The sequence below is a fragment of the Empedobacter stercoris genome (genome assembly GCF_020281205.1).
Classification (GTDB): Bacteria; Bacteroidota; Bacteroidia; order Flavobacteriales; family Weeksellaceae; genus Empedobacter; species Empedobacter stercoris.
This window is the reverse complement of the sequence record NZ_JACXZC010000002.1, coordinates 20,813-38,173: the sequence shown is the minus strand read 5'-3', so window position 1 is coordinate 38,173 and position 17,361 is coordinate 20,813. Positions and strand designations below refer to the sequence as shown.

Below are 17,361 nucleotides of genomic sequence, written 5' to 3'. Positions count from 1 at the left end.
CTAATGTTATAAAAGATTTATAATATAGTGTTAACAACCGTTAAACGGTTTGAAATGTTAAAATTTTGGTCTTAAATTTGATTTAATCAAAAACATTAAAAACTTATATAAAAAAGAAATGAAAAAATATACAGGCTACTTATTAGTTGGTTTAGTTAGTTCTATGACAACTATGGGAGGTTTTTATTTGATGAATGATAATACAAACAATCCATTTATTACCAATGCCAACGAACAAAAAAATGGAGATTTCGAATTAGTTGATTATAAAGGAAATTACGGCTACGATGCGCCTAATTTTGTAGAAGCTTCTAATAAAGCTGTGCACACCGTTGTAAGTATTAAAAATTATTCGAATCGAAGACAGCAACAACAACAGCAATTCTTTGATCCTTTTGATTTCTTTTTTGGACAACCTTCACCACAACAAAGAGGAAGACAGCAACAACAACCTGATCAAGATCAACCATCTGGAATGGGGTCTGGTGTAATTATTTCGCAAGATGGATATATTGTTACTAATAATCACGTGATTCAGGGTGCATCTAAAATTGAAGTAACCCTAAATAACCAAAAAAGCTATACAGCCGAATTAGTTGGTACCGATCCAAGTACAGATATTGCGTTACTTAAAATTACAGAGAAAGGTTTACCATTTACTAAGTTTGTAGATTCTGATGCTATTAATGTCGGTGATTGGGTATTAGCTGTAGGAAATCCATTTGGTTTAACCTCTACTGTTACCGCTGGTATTGTATCAGCAAAAGGACGTAGCATTAATATTTTAGGTAAAAACTCTGAATCACCAATCGAGTCATTTATTCAAACAGATGCCGCGATTAACCCAGGTAACTCTGGTGGGGCTTTAGTGAATGCAAATGGAGATTTGATTGGTATTAACACTGCTATTTCTTCGCCAACAGGTGCATACTCTGGTTATGGATTTGCTGTTCCTGCAAACTTGGTAAAAAAAGTTGTGGAGGATATTAAATCTTATGGAATGGTTCAGCGTGGGTATTTAGGTATCAAAGGTTTTGATTTATCAAATGAAGATGCTGTAAAACAATACAACAGAGAATTTAAGAAAAATTTAAAAACTGATAAAGGTGTAATGGTTACTGAATTGGTTTCGAAAGGATCTGCAATCGATTCTGGAATTGAAGAAGGTGATATCATTACAGCTGTAGACGGAAAACCAATTACATCTTTCTCTACATTATCTTTTATCGTAGGTAGCAAACGCCCTGGTGATAAAGTAACATTGACTGTAAAACGTGGAAATGCACAAAAAACATACACAATTACGTTGAAAGATGCGAAAGGAAGTACAAAAGTAAGAAGCAAAGCTGACTTAACACCAACTGAACTTTTGGGAGCACAATTTGAACCATTAACAGAACGTCAAAAAGATAATTTTGGAATCAATTATGGTGTAATGGTGAAAGATTTAGAATCAGGAGGGAAATTAGCTGCAGCTGGTGTTCAGAATGAATTTATTATTCTTTCTATCAATGAAAAAAATGTAAGTTCGCAAGAAGACATAGAAAAAATCCTGAAAAACTATAAAGGACGCGTTTCAATTAAATTTGCAGATTATTACGGACGTATTTATACGAAAGGATTTACGATGGATTAAAATTTCGAGTCGATTTTAAATTTTAATAAATCAATCTAAATAGCTACAACATATTTTGTTGTAGCTATTTATTTTTTATAAGATTAATATTCTTCCTATAAAATAATTATTCATTAATTTTATCACATGAAAAAGTTCATCGCACTCTTTATTTTTATCAGTAGTTTTCAGGCAAAAGCACAACAAAATTTAACCGATTATTTTACAATTAATGTTGGTTACGAATATTGGAATGGAAATTACGGAAAAGTTGGAACAGATTTATTTTTAGTCCAAGACAATAACAATATTTTGACCTTTAGTGCAAATGCAAATTTGGGGTATATGAAAGATAAATTTCGTGTGATACCAGAGATTGGTGCGGGATATATGTTTAATTTTCGCAACAACCAAGTTGATCCGTATAGCTCAAACTTCAGTTCAGCTTTTTATGTGATTCGAGCTGAAGTTTCTCCGTGGACAATTACACCCAAAGCGGGGATTGCTGTATTAAGTATTGTGGAATTAAATGCGGGTTATTCTTTTGAGTTTAGAGAGAATAAAGATTTTAAAGATATGAGCGGATTTAGAGCCGGCTTAACTATTCATTTGCCGACTCAACTTTTTTAGCATTTCGAATGCTTTTGCGCAACTCTTTCAGACGAATGTACAAATCTGATGTCGAAGCATTTTCTTCTATCGTACTAAAAATCGAAACTCCTTTATCGATATAAAAGAATATAATCGCTTCGTGATCTGCAACCTTAAACGCATTTGTAATTCCGTTAATTTTGTTTTCAACCCAAGATAATTTACATGTATTTAAATCATATACATGATCTTCGTTTCCTAAAATATCTTTAAAAATTAATTGCTCACCTTGGACATATAACACCCCACTTCCTTGAAAGGATTTCATTTTAAGAAATTTCCCTTGTGGACGCCCAATGTTATATCGCACAACCGCTTTCAGTTCTATATCTTCGGGTAAGCTTTTCAACGTATGCAACTCGTTCTTTTCTCTAACTTTTGCATCAGAAACGGCAATAACAAAAAATATCGAAACAAAAATTCCGAAAATTAAAAAAATGATTAAGATTGATATAAACGCTGCCATAGTGTTATTTAATGTTAAGTAAAGTTATAAAAAAGCTTGAATTAACCTCTTAATAAATCACTTTTTTTACCTTTGCAAGCTAATGAATTCAATTTTGATGATGAAAAAACTTTTTTGCATATTATTTCCTGCCACATTATTTGCTCAAAAAACTGAAAAACAGCTCAAAGCAAATGTTCTAACCCTTCCTCTTGCGATGGTTAACCTTGGAGTAGAACACGCAATTACTGATAAAATTACTTTACAAGCAGACGGTTTTATTTCTCCATGGAAATCTTTTGCTGGAAGTCATCTGCAAATGTATATGGGATTTGTAGAAGGTAAATATTACTTTGATATATTATAAAGAAGATGCTTCTAAAATTGGTCGTTACGATTCTGCTTAATCATTCAATAAAAGTGGAGAATGGTTACTATATAAAGGAGGTGTGATGTTAACCTATAAATTTAAACGAAAAAAAACCAATTAATAATTAGTTGGATTTTTTCATTATTCGTGTTAATTAACTTAGAAAACTAAGATTTTAGCCGTATTTGCTTTTCCTTGTTTATCTATTGTTTTGATGATATAAACTCCTTTATTCCATCCGTTCGTAAAAATTGTTTGAACAGAATTTCCAGAAGAAATTAAATTTCATTCACACTATAAACTTGATAAGTTTGGTAATCATAATCAATACGGATTTGATTCACATTACTCAAATATTTTATTGATTGTTTAGCGTTCGAAATATCATTTACCTTCAACGTTTGCATCGGTAATTTGTAAAACTCTGTTAAGAAACTTGTCGCAGAATAATCTCCTCCATAATAAATATATAAACGATCAAACTCCCCTTTTCTATTCGTCAAATAACCTGCACTGTTTACATTTCCTTTGTCTGTTCGTCCTGAGAATGTTGCAATAACATTATTTTCGTCCTGAGCTATCGCATAAGTATTTGCCTGAACATCATTGATACGATCTTGATAAGCGTACACATATTCGATCTTATCATCATCATTGACTATTTTGGATCTAACGTTGTTTCTGTTAAAAACACACTAAATCTTTCTGACTCATTTGTAACAGGTAAACGAACTTTATTCACTTCTTTCCCTGAAGAATCATAATGTTTTTACTACACCGTATTTTTTATCTGCATCCGTTTCAAATTGAGATAAACCAATCACATAATGGTAACTATTTTCAGCTGGAATTCGATTAAAATTTAAAGACAACAAATCATCATTATGCATGGCTGGAAAATCATAAACCAAATCAAAATTTGGTAAATTGTATACTCTCAAATTAGAAACCATATCTCCCTCTCCTACCAAAGCTACAATTTGATCATTTTGTCCAGCTACTTCCTCTAAAGTTACGCCAATCTCTGCACCAACATTCGAAATTCTATCTTCAATCGTTTTAATCATTTTTATCATTTGAATTTTTAATAATTTGATCTGCCATTTCAATCGCTTTTTGAGAATCAAAATAAACGTAATCATACACAATTCGAATGCTATCTACTTTTTGAGCGCATAAAACAGAAGCAAAAGAAACAAAAAATATATAGAATATTCTAATCTTCATTGTCAGTCAAATTTTTGATAAATACAGATGGAGTGGTTCCTGTCACCAATTTTAAAAAAGTTGTGAAACTACTTTGTGAAGAAAACCCGCTTAGAGTGGCAAGATGACTCACTTTGTACAAACGAAATTTATGGTCTTCTTGTAGACATTTCACAATATATTCAATTCGCAATTCGTTGATGTAATTATTAAAACTTTTCTGTTTACTATTGTTCAAAATCGAGGATAAATATTTGACATTTGTATCCAGTTCTTTAGCCAAAAGTACAATCGTAATATGAGGATTTAGATAGCCTTTGTTATGTTCAAAATGATCTAATTTGATTAATATTTCGTTTTCAACTTTGTCCGAAATTAAATTTGGTTTCGTAATTGTTTCTTCAATTTTCTCCTTCTTTTTATAAAAAATTATAAATAAAAATAAACCTACTAAAACTGCACTAAAAACGTAAGATAAGTTCTTAATATTTCGATTTTCTTTTGCTAATCGGATTCTATTCTGTTCAAATAGTTTGTTGACAAGATGATTTTTTGTTCCTTTTTTCTCAACTTTTAATTGCTCATTAAGTTTTGTTAATTGTGTATTATATATAGCGTATTTTTCGAGTGAGTTTTTTTAAGATAATAATTTTCAAGTTTCTTTAAAAGATAAATTTTTCAACCTCATTAATCGTATTGTTTAAACTATCAATGGTTGTATAAGCATCTATTTCGGACTGAATAGGAGATGTGGGAAATGAGTTCACAGCTAAATCTGTTCGTAGATCTAAAAACTTGTGATGAATGCTATCAATCCACTTTTTATCTTTTGATTTTACCTTTTTAAGAAGTTTTTTGAAAATATTCATTAAATCCTAAATATTGTGCCAAATCTGCCCCAATAATATTGTATTTATCTTCTATTTCTCGATTCTTTAAACTTTCGATTTCATCTTGAATAGCAAAAAAGATATCAATTGCTTCTACATCTTTCGAAATATAGATTTTTAGTTTAATTAAATCTAATTGATAATTAATTTTATGTTCTGGATTTGTTACATTATTGATTAAATATTCATAAATCTTGATACTTTTCCATTATCCTTTTTTATTTGTTGAATTGCTTCTTGGTAAAAAGTATTGTTTTTCTTCAGTATTTTGTAAAAAAACAAACACTGACAACATCGATACAATCAAAAAAAAAAACCTATACCTCATTATATATTAAACCTAATTGTGAAAATAAAAAAACTCTGATGTTATCAGAGTTTTTTACGATATATAATTATTATTTTAACAAATGAATATTTATACAAGTGTATTCATATCAAAAGCTTCAAGATATTCGGCTACACGTTTTACAAACATACCGCCTAACGCGCCATCCACTACACGGTGATCGTAAGCATGGGATAGATACATTTTGTGACGAATGGCAATCATATCTCCTTGTGGAGTTTCAATAACTGCAGGTTTCTTTACAATTGCTCCAACAGCAAGAATAGCGACTTGTGGTTGAGGAATAATTGGTGTTCCTAACGTATTTCCAAAAGAACCGATATTGGTGATTGTATAAGTTCCACCTTGAATTTCGACTGGTTTCAATTTATTCGTACGTGCACGGTTTGCTAAATCATTTACTTGAGAAGCTAATCCTGCTAAATTAAATTGATCTGCATTTTTGATCACAGGTACAATTAAATTTCCGCTTGGTAAAGCAGCTGCCATACCAATGTTGATATTTTTCTTTTTGATGATTTTATCTCCATCTACAGATACATTAATCATTGGGAAATCTTGAATAGCTTTTGCTACAGCTTCGATAAAAATTGGCATGAACGTAATTTTCTCACCATGTTTCTTTTGAAACTCATTCTTATTTTTATCTCTCCATAAAACGATATTCGTCATATCAACTTCAACGAAAGATGTTACATGAGGTGCAATTTGTTTTGCTTGTAGCATATTTTGCGCAATAATCTTACGCATTCTATCCATTTCGATGATTTCATCACCTTCACCAACAGAAATTGGTGCAGCTTGTATTTGTGGTGCTTGAGGCTGAGTAACTGGAGCAGTGACAGTAGTATTTACTGATTGAGTTCCTCTATTTTTAACGAAATTTAAAATATCATCTTTCGTTACACGTCCATCTTTTCCTGAACCTAAAATTTGATCCAATTCTGTTTGAGAAACTCCTTCTTCTTTTGCAATAGACTTTACTAAAGGTGAATAAAATTTATCATCAGACGATGTAATAATCGTTTCAGATTTAATTGTTGCAACTTCAGCTTCGATTGTTTTTGCAGTATCTGCAATTTCTTGATCACTGTTTGTATCAACTTCTTCTGCTTCTTCGGTTTGCTCTACAACTCCATCTACAGATAAAATTGCGATTGGCTCACCTACTTTTGCAATTCCATCTACTGGAACCAAGATTTCTTTTAAAACTCCTGCAACTGGTGAAGGAACATCAGAATCTACTTTGTCAGTTGCAATTTCTACAACCGATTCATCTTCGGCAATTGCATCACCAATATTTTTGATCCAATTGGTAACAGTAGCTTCCATTACACCTTCTCCCATCGAAGGTAGAATTAATTTATAGTCAGACATGCTTTGTGTATTTGCTTCTTACAAATCTAAACATTTTTTCGATTTTAAAAAATAGAGAAAAAAACTTTAACCCCTATCTGTTTTAGATTATTCGTAAATATATTTATAAATATTATTAATTTAATAAATCTGAAAGAATTAATGAAGTTAATATTATCAATCTGATAGTTTTGATTAAACAAAAAAATCCCCCAATCTACGATTGAGGGATTTTTGAAATATTAAGAATAATTCTTAAGCTTCGTAAGTTGCAGTACCGTTGTTTACTTGAGGTTCTTTGATTTCACCAAAGTTTTTCTCAAAGTTTGAAACGTTTTCTGCTAACGATTGAGATAATTGTTTTGCTTGTAATGGAGACAAGATAATTCTTGATTTTACTGATGGTCTAGCACCTGGTAAAAACTGAACAAAATCTACAACGAACTCAGATGGTGAGTGGTTGATGATTGCTCCTGTAGCATAAACACCTTGAGCTACTAATTCGTTTAACTCAATGTTTAATCCTTCGTTTTGTTGATTTTCTGACATTATAATTCTTGTTTTGCGTTTATTAATTCCTCGTATTCACGGTTAGATCCTACGATAATGTTTTGATACTCTTTTAATCCAGTTCCTGCAGGAATTAAGTGTCCAACGATAACGTTTTCTTTCAATCCTACTAAACCGTCTACTTTACCAGCTACAGCTGCTTCGTTAAGAACTTTTGTTGTTTCCTGGAACGATGCCGCAGACATGAAAGATTTAGTTTGTAAAGATGCTCTTGTAATACCTTGTAAAACTGCTTCTGCTGTTGCAGGTAAAGCTTCACGTGCTATTACTAAGTTTTTATCTTCACGTTTTAATTTAGAGTTTTCATCACGTAGATCACGAACTGAGATGATTTGACCTGGTTTTAATGTATCAGAATCTCCTGCATCTTCTACGACTTTCATTCCAAATAAGCGATCGTTTTCTTCCATGAAATCGTCTTTATGCTCTAAACTATCTTCTAAGAATCTTGTGTCTCCTGAATCAACAATACGAACTTTACGTAACATTTGGCGTACGATAATCTCGAAGTGTTTGTCATCAATTTTCACCCCTTGTAAACGGTACACATCTTGAATCTCGTTTACTAAGTATTCTTGAACCGCTGTTGGTCCTAAGATTCTTAAAATATCTTCTGGTGTAATTGCTCCATCTGATAAAGGCTCACCTGCACGTACGAAGTCATTTTCTTGAACTAAGATTTGAGCAGATAATTTAACTAAGTAACGACGGATTTCACCATTTTTAGATTCAACGATGATTTCGCGGTTACCACGTTTAATTTTACCGAAAGATACAACTCCATCCATTTCACAAACAACTGATGGGTTAGATGGGTTACGAGCTTCTAACAACTCTGTAATACGAGGTAAACCTCCTGTAATATCGCCAGATTTAGCCGACTTACGAGGGATCTTAACTAAGATTTTACCTGCATTAATTTTTTCTCCATCATTTACCATTATGTGTGCACCTACTGGTAAGTTGTATGTTTTTTCTTCACCATCAATTGTGATAACTCTTAACGCTGGAACCAATTTTTTATTACGTGATTCAGAAATAACTTTTTCTTGGAATCCAGTTTGCTCATCGATTTCAATTTGGAAGGTTACCCCTTGTTCTAATTGTTCATACTCGATTTTACCAGTAGATTCTGCGATGATTACCCCGTTATAAGGGTCCCAGCTTGCAATCTCTTGACCTTTTTGAACTTTAGCTCCATTTTTCACTGATAAAACTGTACCGTAAGCGATGTTAGTTTGTTGGCGAACGTTTCCTAAATCGTCAATAACTTTCATCTCTGTAGAACGAGAAACAACTGTATCTACAAGGTTTCCTGCATCATCAGTAGATTGCACTAAACGTAAGTCATCAAACTCAACAGTACCATCAACTTTTGCATTAATTGTATTTTGTTCAGAAACGTTACCAGCAGTACCTCCCACGTGGAACGTACGTAATGTTAACTGTGTACCAGGCTCACCAATAGATTGTGCAGCAACTACACCTACAGATTCACCTTTTTGAACTTCTTTACCTGTTGCTAAGTTACGTCCGTAACATTTCGCACAAATTCCAGTTTTTGCTTCACATGTTAATGGAGAACGAACTTCTACGTTTTCGATACCAGCAGCTTCTAAAACTTCACCGATATCTTCTGTGATAATATGACCAGCAGCAATGATTAACTCACCGTTATCTGGATTATAAATATCATTTAACGAAGTACGACCTAATACACGAGAAGAAAGACTTTCGATAATTTCTTCTTTTTTCTTAAGTGCTGAAATTTCTAAACCTCTTAATGTACCACAGTCTTCGTGCATAACGATAACGTCTTGCGCAACGTCAACCAAACGACGAGTCAAGTATCCAGCATCGGCAGTTTTTAAGGCAGTATCGGCAAGACCTTTACGCGCACCGTGCGAAGAAATAAAGTACTCTAAGATAGACAGACCTTCACGGAAGTTAGAGATAATTGGGTTTTCGATGATATCCCCACCAGTAGAACCAGCTTTTTGAGGTTTAGCCATCAATCCACGCATACCTGATAACTGACGAATTTGCTCTTTCGATCCACGTGCTCCAGAATCAAGCATCATGAATACAGAGTTAAATCCTTGTTGATCTTCTGTCATACGTTTCATTACAATTTCAGTTAACGTTGCGTTTGTTGTTGTCCAAACATCAATAACTTGGTTGTAACGTTCGTTATTTGTAATAAGACCCATGTTATAGTTCATCTTAATGTTCTCAACTTGGTTGATCGCACCAGAGATAAGGTCTTTCTTTTGTTCTGGAATTAAGATATCACCTAAAGAGAATGATAAACCACCCTCGAAGGCATTGCGGTATCCTAATGCTTTCATATCATCTAAGAATGCAGCTGTTGTAGGGAAATCTGTAATCTTGATGATTTTGTTAATGATTGTACGTAACGATTTTTTCGTTAATACTTCATTTACAAATCCTACTTGTTTTGGAACGATTTGGTTAAATAACACACGTCCTACTGAAGTTTCGATTAATTGATTTTCTACTAACTCCTCTCCTACACGAATAGTTCCTTTTACACGAATTGGCGCGTTTAAGTCAACAGCTCCTTCGTTGTATGCAATTTGAACTTCTTCGTCTGAATAGAAAGTTAATCCTTCACCTTTTACTGTAAATTGGTGGTCAGTACGACGAATTTTCGTCATATAGTACAGACCCAATACCATATCCTGAGAAGGAACAGTAATTGGAGATCCATTTGCAGGATTCAAGATATTTTGAGAAGCCAACATTAATAATTGTGCTTCTAAAACAGCTTCTGGTCCTAATGGTAAGTGAACGGCCATCTGGTCACCATCGAAATCGGCATTGAAGGCAGTACACACTAATGGGTGTAAACGAATTGCTTTACCCTCAATTAATTTCGGTTGGAATGCTTGGATACCTAAACGGTGTAACGTAGGGGCACGGTTTAATAAAACTGGGTGTCCTTTGATTACATTTTCTAAAATATCCCAAACAACTGGCTCTTTTCTATCGATAATTTTCTTAGCCGATTTAACTGTTTTTACAATACCACGTTCGATTAATTTACGAACTACGAATGGTTTGTATAATTCAGCAGCCATATCTTTTGGTAAACCACATTCGTGTAATTTTAGTGTTGGTCCAACAACAATTACAGAACGAGCAGAATAATCCACACGTTTACCTAATAAGTTTTGACGGAAACGACCTTGTTTACCTTTTAATGAATCAGATAATGATTTTAATGGACGGTTACCATCAGCTTTAACAGCAGATGCTTTACGCGTATTATCGAATAATGAATCAACCGCTTCTTGTAACATACGTTTTTCGTTACGTAAAATTACTTCTGGCGCTTTAATCTCCATTAATCGTTTCAAACGATTGTTACGGATAATTACACGACGGTATAAATCATTTAAATCTGATGTTGCAAAACGACCACCATCTAATGGAACTAATGGACGTAATTCTGGTGGAATAACCGGAATAACGCGCATTACCATCCATTCAGGACGATTGACGTGGTGCATATTTGACTCACGTAACGCTTCAACAACTTGTAAACGTTTTAACGCTTCTGTACGACGTTGTTTAGATGTTTCGTTATGTGCTTTGTGTCTTAATTCGTAAGATAATTCATCTAAATTGATACGAGATAATAGGTCTTCTAATGCTTCAGCACCCATTTTCGCAACGAATTTATTAGGATCTGAATCTTCTAAATATTGATTCTCGATTGGAAGAGTTTCTAAAATATCTAAATACTCTTCTTCTGATAAGAAATCTAATCTATTTAATTCTTCCCCTTCTGGTCCTTTTGCGATACCTGGTTGAATTACGACATATCTTTCGTAGTAAATTACCATATCTAATTTCTTAGATGGTAATCCTAAGATGTAACCAATTTTGTTTGGTAATGAACGGAAATACCAAATATGTGCAATTGGCACAACAAGGTTGATGTGTCCAATACGCTCACGACGAACTTTCTTTTCAGTAACTTCAACCCCACAACGGTCACAAACGATACCTTTATAACGGATTCTTTTATATTTTCCGCAGGCACATTCGTAATCTTTTACAGGTCCAAAGATACGCTCACAGAATAACCCGTCACGCTCTGGTTTGTGCGTTCTATAGTTAATCGTTTCAGGTTTTAAAACTTCACCTTTAGATTCTTGTAGAATCGATTCTGGAGAAGCTAACCCGATACGGATTTTTGAGAATTGACTTGTTTTATTTTTTGTTGACATATAGAAATGTATCTAACAATTATATTATTATAACGAAAAAGGTAGAATAATAGGTTGCCCTATTATTCTTCCAAGTTTATGTCTAATCCAAGACCTTGTAATTCATGTAACAATACGTTAAATGATTCTGGAATACCAGGTTCTGGCATTGGCTCTCCTTTTACGATTGCTTCGTAAGTTTTCGCACGTCCAATTACGTCATCCGACTTAACTGTTAAGATTTCGCGTAAGATATTAGATGCACCGAATGCTTCTAATGCCCAAACCTCCATCTCTCCGAAACGTTGTCCACCGAATTGTGCTTTACCTCCTAATGGTTGTTGAGTAATTAAAGAGTATGGTCCGATAGAACGCGCGTGCATTTTGTCGTCAACCATGTGTCCTAATTTTAACATGTAAATCACCCCTACAGTAGCTTTTTGATCAAAACGCTCTCCAGTATTACCATCATATAAATAAGTTGTACCGTGTTTAGGAATACCTGCTTCTTCTGTAATACGATCGATGTCATCAATTTCAGCACCGTCGAAAATAGGAGTTGCAAATTTTTGTCCCATTTTTAATCCAGCCCATCCTAATACCGTTTCATAAATCTGACCGATATTCATACGAGATGGTACCCCAAGTGGATTAAGTACGATATTTACTGGTGTTCCGTCTTCTAAGAAAGGCATATCTTCGTCGCGAACGATACGTGCAACAATACCTTTGTTACCGTGGCGTCCAGCCATTTTATCCCCTACTCTTAGTTTACGTTTTTTCGCAATATAGATTTTCGCTAATTTTACGATACCTGCAGGTAACTCATCTCCAACTGAGATTGTAAATCTTTCACGGTTAAGCGCTCCTTGTAAGTCGTTGTACTTAATTTTATAATTATGTATCAACTCTTTTACTAATTCGTTCTTATCCTCGTCTGTTGTCCAAAGAGATTCTAATCCAGTTAAATTTAAGAAATCTTCAACGTTAGATAAGATTTTTTGTGTGTATTTTACACCTTTCTTGATCACTTCTTCGTTCAAGTCGTTGTAAATACCTTGAGATGTTTTTCCGTTTAATAAAACGTATAATTTCTCTAATAAAATCTCTCTTAATTCATTGAATTTAACATCGTACTCAGCTTCTACACTATCAATGATAGCCTTGTCTTGAGAACGTTTACGTTTATCCTTAATACTACGTGAGAATAATTTTTTATTGATTACAACACCACGTAATGATGGAGAAGCTTTAAGAGAAGCATCTTTTACATCACCAGCTTTGTCACCAAAAATTGCACGTAATAGTTTTTCTTCTGGAGTTGGATCAGATTCTCCTTTTGGAGTAATCTTACCAATCAAGATATCACCAGGTTTTACTTCTGCTCCGATACGGATCATACCGTTTTCGTCTAAGTCTTTTGTAGCCTCTTCCGAAACGTTAGGAATATCAGAAGTTAATTCTTCCATACCTAATTTAGTATCACGTACATCTAATGAATACTCATCGATGTGGATAGATGTGAACCAGTCTTCACGAACAGCTTTCTCAGAAATTACAATGGCATCCTCGAAGTTGTACCCTTGCCAAGGCATAAAGGCAACAACCATGTTTCGACCAATTGCTAATTCTCCTCCTTCTGTTGCATAACCTTCAGATAAAACTTGTCCTTTCTCTACACGATCACCAACTTTTACAATTGGTTTCAACGTAATTGTAGTTCCTTGATTGGTTTTTCTGAATTTTGTTAAATTATATGTTTTCTCAGCGGTATCGAAGCTTACTAATTCTTCGTCTTCTGAGCGATCATATTTAATTGTTATAATGTCAGCATCAACATAAGTTACTGTACCTTCACGTTCTGCATTAACTAAGATTCTAGAATCTTTTGCAACTTGTTTTTCTAATCCAGTACCTACAATTGGTGCTTGAGGTTTTAATAATGGAACTGCCTGACGCATCATGTTCGATCCCATTAACGCACGGTTGGCGTCATCATGCTCCAAGAAAGGAATTAATGATGCTGAGATAGAAGCAATCTGGTTAGGTGCAACGTCGATTAAGTCTACTTCTGATGGAGTTACCACAGGGAAATCTCCGTCTTCACGAGCTGTTACACGTTCAGTAGCAATAGTACCATCGTCTGCCATGTCGATATTGGCTTGAGCAATTACTTTAGATTCTTCCTCTTCCGCAGTTAAGTAGATAGGTGCTGATTCGACGTCCACTTTTCCTTCTTCTACCTTTCTGTACGGTGTTTCGATGAATCCTAAGTTATTAACTTTAGCGAATACACATAATGACGAAATCAAACCAATGTTTGGTCCCTCAGGAGTTTCAATTGGACATAAACGTCCGTAATGAGTGTGGTGTACGTCACGTACCTCGAATCCCGCTCTTTCTCTTGATAAACCTCCAGGTCCTAATGCTGATAAACGACGTTTGTGTGTAATCTCTGATAATGGATTTGTTTGGTCCATGAACTGAGATAACTGATTCGTTCCGAAGAATGAGTTGATAACAGATGATAATGTTTTAGCATTAATCAAGTCGATAGGTGTAAACACCTCGTTGTCACGAACATTCATTCTTTCACGGATAGTTCTAGCCATACGAGCTAAACCTACTCCGAATTGGCTTGCCATTTGCTCACCAACCGTTCTTACACGACGGTTAGATAAGTGGTCAATATCATCCACCTCTGCTTTAGAGTTGATTAATTCGATTAAGTATTTAATAATCGAAATGATATCTTCACGAGTCAATACTTGTATATCCTCGCTAATAGCTAAACCTAATTTTTTATTTAATCTGTAACGACCTACTTCACCTAATGAATAACGTTGATCAGAGAAGAATAATTTATCAATAATTCCTCTTGCTGTCTCCTCATCTGGTGGCTCAGCGTTACGTAATTGTCTATAGATATACTCTACGGCTTCTTTTTCAGTATTCGTAGGGTCTTTTTGTAAAGTATTATGGATAATTCCATAATCAGCAGAATTGATATCTTCTTTGTGTAATAAGATTGTCTTAACACCAGAATCTACGATTTGATCGATGTGATCTTTTTCTAAGATTGTTTCACGGTCTAAGATAATTTCATTACGCTCGATAGATACAACTTCTCCTGTATCTTCATCTACGAAATCCTCGTGCCATGTGTTTAATACACGTGCAGCAAGTTTACGACCTACAACTTTCTTTAAATTAGCTTTATTAACTTTTACTTCTTCTGCTAAGTCGAAAATTTCTAAGATATCTTTATCTCTTTCGTATCCGATTGCACGTAATAAAGTAGTTAATGGTAACTTTTTCTTACGATCGATGTAAGCGTACATTACGCTGTTGATGTCTGTTGCGAACTCAATCCAAGATCCTTTGAAAGGAATAATACGAGATGAGTACAATTTTGTACCATTCGCATGGAAAGATTGTCCAAAGAATACCCCAGGAGAACGGTGTAATTGAGATACAATAACACGTTCTGCACCATTGATAATGAATGATCCTGAAGGTGACATATAAGGAATTGTTCCTAAATAAACGTCTTGCACAACAGTTTCGAAATCTTCGTGTTCTTCGTCCGTACAGTACAATTTAAGACGAGCTTTCAAAGGTACACTGTACGTTAACCCTCTTTCGATACACTCATCAATTGTGTAACGTGGTGGATCTACGAAATAATCTAAGAATTCTAAAACAAACTGATTGCGAGTATCCGTAATTGGAAAATTCTCAGCAAATGTTCGGTAAAGACCTTCATTTTTTCGTTGGTCAGGTCTTGTTTCCAACTGGAAAAAATCTTCAAACGATTTGATCTGAATGTCAAGGAAATCTGGGAACTGAGCGACTGCTTTTGCAGAAGAGAAGTTCAATCTTTCTTTTTTCTCAGTCGAGTTGCTTAATGTTGCTTTAGTGGCCAATTTCGAATGAATTTTGGTTTATATAATGACTTTATGCGTAAAAAGGTTTAGACCTAACACGTCCTGTGTTAGGTCCAAACCTATATTTTTGAGTAATAAAAATTACTTCAATTCTACTACTGCACCAGCTTCTTCTAGCTGTTTCTTTAAAGCTTCAGCTTCATCTTTAGAAACTGCTTCTTTAACTGTAGCTGGAGTTGAATCTACTAAATCTTTAGCTTCTTTTAATCCTTTTCCAGTTAATTCTTTAACTAATTTAACAACTGCTAATTTAGATGCACCTGCTTCTTTTAAGATTACGTCGAATTCTGTTTGCTCTTCTGCAGCTTCAGCTCCACCAGCAGCAACAACAACTGCAGCAGCAGCTGGTTCGATTCCGTACTCGTCTTTTAAGATTGTAGATAATTCGTTAACTTCTAATACTGTTAAGTTTACTAACTCTTCAGCTAATTTTTTTAAATCTGCCATTTTAATGCTTTTTGTTTTTTAAACTTTATTTAATATGAGTGTGTCTTATTCTTCTGAAGCTCCTTCTTCTGCTTTCGCAGCTTCTTTGTTCTCTAATTGAGAAACAACAGTTTTGATAGGAGATTGAAGTAACATAACGATATCTGCGATTAATTCTTCGCGAGATTTCAATGCTACTAATTGTGGTAATTTGTCATCACCAACCCAAGTATTATCTTCAATCCAAGCTCCTTTTAAAATAGGCTTTTCAGATTTTTTTCTGAAAACATCAATTACTTTAGCTGGTGCATTACCAACTTCAGCAGTCATTAATGCTGTATTTCCTTTTAAAGATCCGTAAAGTTCTTCGAAGTTTTTGTCTTCGATGTTCTCCATCGCTTTCTTTAATAAAGTGTTTTTTACTACGCGTAAAGATACATTGCTTTTGAAGCAAGCTCTTCTTAATTCAGTAGTATTAACAGCGTTTAATCCGTCGATATCTGCTAAGTAGATGATTTTTGCTTCTGCTAATACAGCTTGCAATTCATCTATCATATTTGCTTTATCTTGTTTTGTCATTGCCATAATCTACTAATTTTAAGCGTTTACACTTTTTGGATCTACTGATACACCTACAGATTGAGTTGTAGAAAGCGTGATGCTTCTTACATATACTCCTTTAGCAGCTGTTGGTTTTAATTTAATTAAAGTTTGAATTAATTCATTCGCATTGTCTTTAATTTTATCAGCATCAAAAGATACTTTACCAACTGCAGCGTGGATGATTCCGTAACGGTCTACTTTGAAGTCGATTTTACCTGCTTTTACTTCAGAAACGGCTTTACCAACTTCTAAAGTTACAGTACCTGACTTTGGGTTAGGCATTAATCCACGAGGTCCTAAAACACGTCCTAATGGTCCTAATTTACCCATAACAGCTGGCATAGTAACGATCACGTCTACATCTGTCCAACCATCTTTAATTTTTTGTAAGTATTCGTCTAATCCTACATAATCAGCACCTGCTGCTTTAGCTTCTGCTTCTTTATCTGGAGTAACTAATGCTAATACTTTTACATCTTTACCTGTTCCGTGTGGTAATGAAACTACACCACGAACCATTTGGTTAGCTTTCTTAGGGTCTACACCTAAACGAACTGCTATATCTACAGAAGCATCAAACTTTGCGTAGTTAACCTCCTTTACTAATGATGATGCTTCATCAATAGAGTAAAGTTTGTTTTTTTCTACTTTAGCTAATACCTCTTTTTGTTTTTTTGTTAACTTTGCCATTTCCTAAA

The 17,361-nt window shown here is 34.2% G+C and carries 16 protein-coding genes; 3 read left to right on the top strand and 13 right to left on the bottom strand.

Annotated elements, in window-relative coordinates; translation table 11 throughout:
- Nucleotides 1-118: 118 nt before the first annotated feature.
- Both IF125_RS01245 and IF125_RS01240 read left to right on the top strand, forming a co-directional pair.
- Nucleotides 119-1,636, top strand: a complete 1,518-nt coding sequence (locus IF125_RS01245; RefSeq protein ID WP_225541246.1) for a Do family serine endopeptidase — start codon at nt 119-121, stop codon at nt 1,634-1,636.
- Between the two features lie 126 nt (nt 1,637-1,762).
- The gene (locus tag IF125_RS01240; RefSeq protein WP_171623859.1) at nt 1,763-2,245 is read left to right on the top strand and encodes a hypothetical protein; all 483 of its coding nucleotides are present in this window, start codon (nt 1,763-1,765) and stop codon (nt 2,243-2,245) included.
- Here the strand turns inward: IF125_RS01240 and IF125_RS01235 are convergent.
- Nucleotides 2,217-2,732, bottom strand: coding sequence for a hypothetical protein (locus IF125_RS01235; protein ID WP_225541245.1), 516 nt, complete (start codon nt 2,730-2,732; stop codon nt 2,217-2,219). The two genes, IF125_RS01240 and IF125_RS01235, sit on opposite strands and share 29 nt — an antisense overlap.
- A gap of 97 nt (nt 2,733-2,829) precedes the next feature.
- On the opposite strand from IF125_RS01235, the gene IF125_RS01230 reads away from it, so the two are divergent.
- On the top strand, nt 2,830-3,078 hold the full coding sequence (locus IF125_RS01230; RefSeq protein WP_225541244.1) for a DUF3575 domain-containing protein: 249 nt from the start codon (nt 2,830-2,832) through the stop codon (nt 3,076-3,078).
- A 281-nt stretch (nt 3,079-3,359) separates the two neighbouring features.
- On the opposite strand, the gene IF125_RS01225 is transcribed toward IF125_RS01230, so the two are convergent.
- The 12 genes from IF125_RS01225 to rplA all read right to left on the bottom strand — a co-directional run bounded on the left by IF125_RS01225 (nt 3,360) and on the right by rplA (nt 17,353).
- Nucleotides 3,360-3,713, bottom strand: coding sequence for a hypothetical protein (locus tag IF125_RS01225; RefSeq protein ID WP_225541243.1), 354 nt, complete (start codon nt 3,711-3,713; stop codon nt 3,360-3,362).
- Between the two features lie 126 nt (nt 3,714-3,839).
- Nucleotides 3,840-4,148, bottom strand: coding sequence for a hypothetical protein (locus IF125_RS01220; protein ID WP_225541242.1), 309 nt, complete (start codon nt 4,146-4,148; stop codon nt 3,840-3,842).
- The gene (locus tag IF125_RS01215; RefSeq protein WP_225541241.1) at nt 4,141-4,308 is read right to left on the bottom strand and encodes a hypothetical protein; all 168 of its coding nucleotides are present in this window, start codon (nt 4,306-4,308) and stop codon (nt 4,141-4,143) included. Before IF125_RS01215 ends, IF125_RS01220 begins: the two co-directional genes overlap by 8 nt.
- A complete protein-coding gene (locus IF125_RS14295; protein WP_225541240.1) occupies nt 4,298-4,570 on the bottom strand; it encodes a helix-turn-helix domain-containing protein in 273 nt (90 codons plus the stop codon). The genes IF125_RS01215 and IF125_RS14295 overlap by 11 nt, the downstream gene beginning before the upstream one ends.
- Nucleotides 4,571-4,949: 379 nt before the next feature.
- Nucleotides 4,950-5,156 carry a hypothetical protein gene (locus IF125_RS01205; protein WP_225541239.1) on the bottom strand — a complete coding sequence of 69 codons (207 nt, stop codon included), beginning with the start codon at nt 5,154-5,156 and terminating at the stop codon, nt 4,950-4,952.
- A 439-nt stretch (nt 5,157-5,595) separates the two neighbouring features.
- Nucleotides 5,596-6,903: a dihydrolipoamide acetyltransferase family protein gene (locus tag IF125_RS01200; protein ID WP_171622813.1), complete on the bottom strand. Its 1,308-nt coding sequence runs from the start codon at nt 6,901-6,903 to the stop codon at nt 5,596-5,598.
- A gap of 234 nt (nt 6,904-7,137) precedes the next feature.
- A complete protein-coding gene (locus tag IF125_RS01195; protein ID WP_171622814.1) occupies nt 7,138-7,431 on the bottom strand; it encodes a DUF3467 domain-containing protein in 294 nt (97 codons plus the stop codon).
- The gene (rpoC, locus tag IF125_RS01190) at nt 7,431-11,708 is read right to left on the bottom strand and encodes a DNA-directed RNA polymerase subunit beta' (RefSeq protein WP_225541238.1); all 4,278 of its coding nucleotides are present in this window, start codon (nt 11,706-11,708) and stop codon (nt 7,431-7,433) included. Before rpoC ends, IF125_RS01195 begins: the two co-directional genes overlap by 1 nt.
- 62 nt (nt 11,709-11,770) lie before the next feature.
- Nucleotides 11,771-15,613: a DNA-directed RNA polymerase subunit beta gene (gene rpoB, locus IF125_RS01185; RefSeq protein WP_171622816.1), complete on the bottom strand. Its 3,843-nt coding sequence runs from the start codon at nt 15,611-15,613 to the stop codon at nt 11,771-11,773.
- A 102-nt stretch (nt 15,614-15,715) separates the two neighbouring features.
- Nucleotides 15,716-16,081 carry a 50S ribosomal protein L7/L12 gene (gene rplL / locus IF125_RS01180; RefSeq protein WP_171622817.1) on the bottom strand — a complete coding sequence of 122 codons (366 nt, stop codon included), beginning with the start codon at nt 16,079-16,081 and terminating at the stop codon, nt 15,716-15,718.
- A 45-nt stretch (nt 16,082-16,126) separates the two neighbouring features.
- Nucleotides 16,127-16,639, bottom strand: coding sequence for a 50S ribosomal protein L10 (gene rplJ / locus IF125_RS01175; protein ID WP_171622862.1), 513 nt, complete (start codon nt 16,637-16,639; stop codon nt 16,127-16,129).
- Between the two features lie 18 nt (nt 16,640-16,657).
- Nucleotides 16,658-17,353 (bottom strand): 50S ribosomal protein L1, encoded by a 696-nt coding sequence (rplA, locus tag IF125_RS01170; protein ID WP_171622818.1) that lies wholly within the window; start codon nt 17,351-17,353, stop codon nt 16,658-16,660.
- Nucleotides 17,354-17,361 lie beyond the last annotated feature (8 nt).